The organism is Faecalibacterium sp. An122 (assembly GCF_002160895.1).
Classification (GTDB): domain Bacteria; phylum Bacillota; class Clostridia; order Oscillospirales; family Ruminococcaceae; genus Faecalibacterium.
Window position 1 is genome coordinate 197,612 of the sequence record NZ_NFLL01000003.1, and the last position, 7,316, is coordinate 204,927.

Genomic DNA, 7,316 nt, shown 5'->3' on the forward strand with positions numbered 1-7,316 from the left:
TTTGCAGGGGTAACTTGTATACATTGCATAAAACCGACCAGAAACAGGCTCTCAGGCACCGGTCAGGCCCAGCCGATCCAGCAGTTCGGCCACGCCGTCGTGGTTGCAGTCCTGTTCCGAGACGATGTCTGCCAGGGCTTGGATGGAGGGCATCCCGTTGGCCATGACGGCGGCGACGCCGGCGGCTTCCAGCATCCGGCGGTCGTTTTCGCTGTCGCCGATGGCCAGCACGCCCTCCCGGGGGATCCCCAGATGGGCGGCCAGCGCCAGCAGGGCCGAGCCCTTGTTGACGCCGGCGGCGGTGGCCTCGATGTTGTCGGGGGAGCCCTGGGTGGCTTCTACGCCGGGAATGGCGGCCAGAAGGGGCAGGGCGGCCTCGGCTTCCTCGCGGGAGGAGAAGAACATGCAGAACTTCTCGATATCTCCGGCGTGGGCTTCAAAATAGGGGTGAAGGTCGGGCAGGACGGTGAACCGTCCGTCGTCGGCCTGTTTGGCTTCGGTGGAGAGGAGCCGGGCGATCCGGGCTTTGGACCAGGCGATGCCGGCGGGGGTCTTGAGGCTCCGTCCGTCGGCAAAGAGGGTCAGATCCCCGTCAAACCGGTCCAGCAGCTGATAGACAGCCCGGGCGGTGTCCGCGGGCAGGGGATTGTAGATCAGGCGGGTCGGCTGGGTCACCGGCTCGGGGCCGGGCTCGCCGTACCGGCTGCGGACGGCCGCCAGAGGCTGGTCCCCCAGATCCCAGACGGCGGCGCCGTTGGAGGTGATGGCGTACCGCACCCCGGGGATGGAGGCCACCACCCGCGGCAGAGAGGACAATCCCCGGCCAGTGGCGGGCAGAACCGCCACGCCCCGGTTCATGGCCTGCTGCAGGGCCTCCAAAGTGCGGGGAGAGACCTGGCTGGCGCGGTTCAGCAGGGTGCCGTCCAGGTCCAGCGCTGCCATTTGAATGGATGGTTTGTTCATAGAGTTTTGGTGTTGTCCTCCAGTACAAAGGTTTCGATGGCCAGAGCCGCGCCGTCTTCGTTGTTGGAGGCGGTGATGTGGTTGGCGGCGGCCTTCACGTCGGGGAAGGCGTTGCCCATGGCCACGCCCAGGCCGGCGGCCCGGATCATGCCGATGTCGTTGCCGCCGTCTCCCATGGCCATCAGGGAGGAGACAGGCAGTTTCAGCAGCTCCGCCAGGGCCATCAGGCCGGTTCCCTTGTCCACCCCGGCGGCGTTGATCTCCATGTTCAGGGGCAGGCTGGACACCACGTTGACCCCCAGAGCCTCCACAGCGGCCCAGGCCTTCTGGCGCTCCGCGTCATCCACAAAGAAGATGGTGAGCTTTTCCAGGCCCCGCTCCTGCTGGGTGATGAAGGCCCGCAGGTCGGGCAGGGTCTTGCGGGTGTTCAGGACGTAGGCCCGCAGGTTGTCGGGGACAAAGCGAACCGCCGCGGCCCGGTTGGCCTCGGTGGTGTAGCCCTGGCCGTCCTGGAACAGATCCACCAGGCAGTCGTACTGCATCAGCACGTCGTAGGCCGCCAGGGCCTTGTCTCTGGGGATGTACAGCTCCTGGATGGGCTGGCCGGTGGCCAGGTCCATGGTCCGGGCGCCGTTGGCGGTGATGGCATAGTGCAACCCCTTGATGGCCAGGAGGTCGGCGGGCAGACCCGCCACGGTGCGGCCGGTGGCCGGCACAATCTCCACACCCCGGTCCGAAGCGGCTTCCAGGGCCGCCCGGGTGCGGGGCGTCATCTCTTTCTGATCGTTCAGGAGGGTGCCGTCCAGATCGACCGTAATCAGGCGAATGGGTGAAGTATACATTACAGAACCTCAAACTGTCAAGCATGCAATCGGGGCCGGGGGCCGGAAGGGCCCGCCCGGCCGGTTTCCTGTGGGAACGACGTAAAAAGACACGTTCCATTCTTATTTTACTGTACTTTGTCTATTTGCGCAAGGGCAGGGGATGTGTTACAATAACAAAGTATGGCATCCGGCGGGTCAAGTTTGGGCCCGCCGTAAAATGTCCGTAAAAAGCAAGAAAAGTGAACGGTTGTAAGGAGAATATACAAATCATGCTGAACGTTTTAAGGCTGCGGCCTCATCTCTGGTTCCAGCTGTATTGGGTGATTTACCTGGTCTGGTTTTTCGCCCTGGACTGGACCATCACCGACCCCACCTATATCATCCACAGCCCCATCGATGATATGATCCCCTTTTGTGAGTGGTTTATCTTTCCCTATTGCAGCTGGTTCGGACTGCTGGTAGGGGTCACCGCCCTGCTGTGGTGGTACGATACCCCGGCCTACGACAAACTCTGCCTGATGATGTTTTCGGGGATGACCTTCTGCCTGATCCTCTACATGATCCTGCCCAACGGGGTGGACCTGCGGCCCACCGTGGAGCAGGTGGGCCGGGACAACATCGCCATGGACATCATGCAGCTGATCTGGAAGGCGGACGCCTCCAACAACGTCTGCCCCTCCATCCACTGCCAGAGCTCGGCCTGCATGGCGCTGGCCTTTTCCAAGAGCAAGCTGGCGCAGAATCACCCCGGGCGCAAGGTGATCGCCTTCGGCTGGGCGGCGCTGATCTGCCTGTCCACCATGTTCACCAAACAGCACTCCATCATCGACGTGGTCTGCGGTCTGGCGGTGGCGGCCGTGTGGTACTGGCCCCTGTACCGGCGGGGAAACCGCACGCAGCACAAAGCGCTTTCCTGAGGCGGAGGTTTTGGGTTTTTTGTAACCCTCTTGTAAAATTAATTTGATAAAGTTTGAACAAATGGTGCATTGACGCGGATGCAGCTTCCGTCTACAATGGTACTGGGATTTTAAAGAGGAAAGACAAGAAACGCAAGATCATGAAAACAAAAACGTCGAAGGACGAAAGGCAGGAAAGGAGGTGCGCCGTATGGCAGCATCCAGCGCACGAGAAGCAGCGTACCAGACGCTGTGGGGCAGGATCGTCACCATGGAGCTCAAGCCCGGCGACCCGCTCAACGATCGACAACTGGCTGAGGAAATGGGGATCAGCCGCACACCGGTGCGGGAAGCCCTCATTATGCTGAACATCGCGCACATGGTAACCATCAAACCCCAGAGCGGCACCTATGTGGCTCCCATCGACCTCAAGCTGATGCGGCTGGAACAGTTCGCCCGCTTCACCCTGGAAAAAGAGATGCTGTTCCACGTGTACAAGCACTGCAAACCGGAACACATCGCGGCCTACCGCGCCAGCATCCAGGAATACGAACAGGCCGCCGCGGCCCCCGACAGCCCTCTGAAGAACAGCCATATGCTGGAGATTGACAACAAGTTCCACCGGCTGTCCTTTGAGTTCTGCGGGATGGAGGAGCACTTCGACCACATGCTCTCCACCTTCAAGCACATTGAACGGCTGCGCCTGTTCAGCCTGATGCTGGGGGAGAACGCCTCGGTGCCCATCCAGCACGGCCGGATCGTGGACGCCCTGGAAAACGGCACCCCCGAGGCCCTGGAACAGGCCCTGCGGGATCATCTGCAGCGGTACAAGGCCTCGGTGGAGGAGGCCCGCCGCAGCCATCCGGACTATTTCATCGAGGGCTGAGAGGGCCTGAAAACCAAAACAGACGCCGCCGCAAAAAAGAAAGTTTTTCCTTTCTTGGATGACGTTTTTACAACAAAATAGTAAAATAAACCGTGAGAAACGTAAAATTTTTCTCACGGTTTTTTGTATTTGGGAACAATTCACAAAAAGCCCTCCAAAAGAATGGAGGGTTTACCACTTGCCAAAACACGATTGATATACTAGAATGGAAACAACAAGATGCCGCTCTGCGCCCTGCGCAGGGCTGCTGCGCATCAATCCAGCAAAAAGGAGAGAAGACTATGCCAATGCAAATGGGTTTCCGTTGGTACGGCGAAGGCAACGATAAGATCAAGCTGTCCGACATCAAGCAGATTCCCGGTGTGACCAGCATCGTGTGGGCCCTCCACAACAAGATGCCCGGTGAAGTGTGGGAAGTGGAAGAAATCGCCGAGGTGCAGAAGCAGCTCGAGCCCTATGGCTTCAACATGGACGTGGTGGAGTCGGTCAACGTTCACGACGACATCAAGATCGGTCTGCCCACCCGCGACGGCTATATCGCCAACTATATCCAGACCATCCGCAATCTGTCCAAGTTCGGCGTGAAGGTGATCTGCTACAACTTCATGCCCATCTTTGACTGGACCCGCACCGACCTGTTCCACCCGGTGGGCGACGGCTCCACCGCCCTGTACTATCAGAAGGACATGATCCAGAGTGATTACAAGGCGATGGCCGACTATATCATGAGCTTCACCGAGAAGTACAACATGACCTTCCCCGGCTGGGAGCCGGAGCGGATGGCCAAGCTGGACGAGCTGTTCAAGGCCTACGCCCCCGTCACCAAGGAGAAGCTGTGGGAGAACCTGAAGTACTTCCTGGAGGCCCTGATGCCGGTCTGCCACGAGTGCGACATCAAGATGGCCATTCACATGGACGATCCCCCCTGGGATATCTTCGGTCTGCCCCGCCTGCTGACCAGCGCCGAGAACATCGACCGGTTCCTGTCCATGGTGGATGATCCCTACAACTGCCTGACCCTGTGCTCGGGCAGCCTGAACGCCGACCCCAACAACAACGTGGCCGACGTCATCCGCAAGCACTGCGACCGCATCGCCTTTGCCCACATCCGCAACGTCAAGCACTTCGAGAACGGCGACTTCTCGGAGGCCAGCCACCGCGACTGTGACGGCGACACCCATATCCTGGAGATCCTGAAGGCCTACCACGACTGCCACTACGAGGGCTACATCCGCCCCGACCACGGCCGTCACCTGTGGGGCGAGGGTCCCGGCAATGTCCGTCCCGGCTATGGTCTGTATGACCGCGCCCTGGGCATCATGTATATGTGGGGCGTCTGGGATATGCTGGACAAGCTGGACGCCGAGAACAAGTAAGTTCTGCCGGTCCTGAACTATGAAAGGGAGCATGGATTCATGAAATTAACCGATATTGAGCACGGCCCCGTAAGCTCCGCCTGGGCGGAGAAGGGCTATCAGCTGCCCAAGTTTGACCGCGAGGCCGTCAAGGCCAAGACCGCTGCCGAGCCCACCTGGGTTCACTTCGGCGCAGGCAACATCTTCCGGGCCTTCCCCGCTGCCATCCTGCAGCAGGTGCTGGACTCCGGCAAGTATGACCGCGGCGTCATCGTGGCCGAGAGCTTCGACTATGAGATCATCGATAAGGCCTACCGCCCCTACGACAACCTGAGCCTGCTGGTCTGCCTGCAGTCCACCGGCACCATCGAGAAGAAGGTCGTGGGCGCTGTCACCGAGAGCCTGAAGGCCGATCCTCAGTTCACCGAGGACTGGGCCCGTCTGGTGGAGATCTTCACCGCACCCAGCCTGCAGATGGTGTCCTTCACCATCACCGAGAAGGGCTACGGCTTCTCGCCCGCCGACCTGGAGAAGGGCATGAACGCACAGTTCGCCATGGGCAAGGTCACCGCTCTGCTGTATGAGCGCTACAAGGCCGGCGCCCTGCCTGTCACCCTCCAGAGCATGGACAACTGCTCGCACAACGGCGACAAGGTCAAGGCCGGCGTCATGGCTTACGCTGAGAAGTGGGCCGAGATGGGCCTGGTTCCCGCCGGCTTCGTGGAGTACGTCAAGGATGAGAGCAAGGTCTCCTATCCCTGGAGCATGATCGACAAGATCACCCCGCGTCCCGACGCCAAGGTCCAGAAGATGCTGGAAGACGACGGCTTCGAGGACAACTACACCATCGTCACCGAGCGCCACACCTTCACCGCTCCCTTTGTCAACGCAGAGGAGACCGAGTACCTGGTCATCGAGGACAAGTACACCAACGGCCGTCCCCCGCTGGAGCTGGGCGGCGTCATGTACGCTGACCGCGAGACCGTGGACAAGGTCGAGAAGATGAAGGTCTGCACCTGCCTGAACCCGCTGCACACCGCCATGTCCATCTATGGCTGCCTGCTGGGCTACACCCTCATCAGCGCCGAGATGGCCGACGAGGATATCCGCGGCCTCATCACCAAGATGGGCTACATCGAGGCTATGCCGGTGGTTGTGGACCCGGGTGTCCTGAAGCCCACCGACTTCATCGACGCAGTTCTGAACCGCCGTCTGCCCAACCCCTTCATGCCCGACGCACCCCAGCGCATCGCCACCGATACCTCCCAGAAGCTGTCCATCCGCTTCGGTGAGACCATCAAGGCCTATCAGGCCCGCGGCCTCGATATGAACAACCTGGTCCTGGTTCCGCTGGTTCTGGCTGGCTATGCCCGCTATATCCGCGGCATCGACGACGAGGGCAAGGCCTTTGAGCCGTCTCCCGATCCGCTGCTGGCTGAGCTGAGCGCCATCGTGGCCGGCCTGGAGGTCAAGGAAGGTCCCCAGGACTTCAGCTGCCTGAAGGCTCTCTACAGCCGCAAGGACGTCTTTGGCGTCGACCTGTACGAGGCCGGCCTGGGCGAGAAGATCGAGGGCATGGTGGCCGAGCTGTACGCTGGCCCCGGCGCTGTCCGCAAGACCCTGCACAAGTACGTTTCGGCCCGCTGATTCGTACCCGCTTTCAAAATACCGCACCCGGCGGCCCGGTCTGAGATAGACGGGCCCTGACCCCGGGCAAGCTGGCTATTTCCGCCCCGCGCTGCGTTTGCTTTGCCGCAGTGCGGGGCTTTTTGTACCTTCTTGTCTTTTTTATAGGATTTTATGTACTTGGGATACAACATGGCCTCCGCGCCTTGACATCCCACCAAGTGGGCGGTATCATAAAGAAAAGGGCGGCGCACCCAGCACCGCCTACACAGACGGTGCAGGCGGCTCCTGCACCGTGACAGGAGGTTATAAAAATGTCTGTCTGTACTGCAAAATCCTTTGACCTGACCGGCAAAGTGGCGCTGATCACCGGCGCATCCTACGGCATCGGTTTCGCCATCGCTACCGCCATGGCCAACTGCGGCGCCACCATCGTGTTCAACGACATCAAGCAGGAGCTGGTGGACAAGGGCCTGGCTTCCTATAAGGAGGCCGGCATCAATGCTCACGGCTACGTCTGCGATGTCACCAACGAGAACGCCGTCAACGAGATGGTGAAGAAGATCACCGAGGAAGTGGGCCACATCAACATTCTGGTGAACAACGCCGGCATCATCAAGCGCATTCCCATGTGCGACATGACCGCTGAGCAGTTCCGCCAGGTCATCGACGTGGACCTGAACGCTCCCTTCATCGTGTCCAAGGCTGTGATCCCCGACATGATCGCTCAGGGCGGCGGCAAGATCATCAACATCTGCTCCATGAT

At 60.3% G+C, this 7,316-nt stretch carries 7 protein-coding genes; 5 read left to right on the forward strand and 2 right to left on the reverse strand.

The features are described 5' to 3' along the window. Window positions 1-51: 51 nt before the first annotated feature. Window positions 52-963, reverse strand: a complete 912-nt coding sequence (locus tag B5E67_RS04350) for an HAD family hydrolase (RefSeq protein ID WP_087368238.1) — start codon at window positions 961-963, stop codon at window positions 52-54. Beyond that, window positions 960-1,805 carry a Cof-type HAD-IIB family hydrolase gene (locus B5E67_RS04355; RefSeq protein ID WP_087383168.1) on the reverse strand — a complete coding sequence of 282 codons (846 nt, stop codon included), beginning with the start codon at window positions 1,803-1,805 and terminating at the stop codon, window positions 960-962. The genes B5E67_RS04350 and B5E67_RS04355 overlap by 4 nt, the downstream gene beginning before the upstream one ends. Window positions 1,806-2,056: 251 nt before the next feature. Between B5E67_RS04355 and B5E67_RS04360 the strand changes: the two genes are divergently transcribed. The 5 genes from B5E67_RS04360 to B5E67_RS04380 all read left to right on the forward strand — a co-directional run. Next, entirely contained in the window at window positions 2,057-2,704 is a 648-nt protein-coding gene (locus B5E67_RS04360) for a phosphatase PAP2 family protein (RefSeq protein ID WP_204246520.1), read from the forward strand. Window positions 2,705-2,894: 190 nt separating this feature from the next. Next, window positions 2,895-3,569: a GntR family transcriptional regulator gene (locus B5E67_RS04365; protein WP_087246671.1), complete on the forward strand. Its 675-nt coding sequence runs from the start codon at window positions 2,895-2,897 to the stop codon at window positions 3,567-3,569. A gap of 281 nt (window positions 3,570-3,850) precedes the next feature. Continuing rightward, window positions 3,851-4,945, forward strand: a complete 1,095-nt coding sequence (gene uxuA / locus B5E67_RS04370; protein WP_087383171.1) for a mannonate dehydratase — start codon at window positions 3,851-3,853, stop codon at window positions 4,943-4,945. A gap of 39 nt (window positions 4,946-4,984) precedes the next feature. Beyond that, window positions 4,985-6,571, forward strand: coding sequence for a mannitol dehydrogenase family protein (locus B5E67_RS04375; RefSeq protein WP_087383174.1), 1,587 nt, complete (start codon window positions 4,985-4,987; stop codon window positions 6,569-6,571). A 293-nt stretch (window positions 6,572-6,864) separates the two neighbouring features. Next, window positions 6,865-7,316: SDR family NAD(P)-dependent oxidoreductase (locus B5E67_RS04380; RefSeq protein ID WP_143405379.1), on the forward strand; the 452-nt coding region annotated here is incomplete at its 3' end.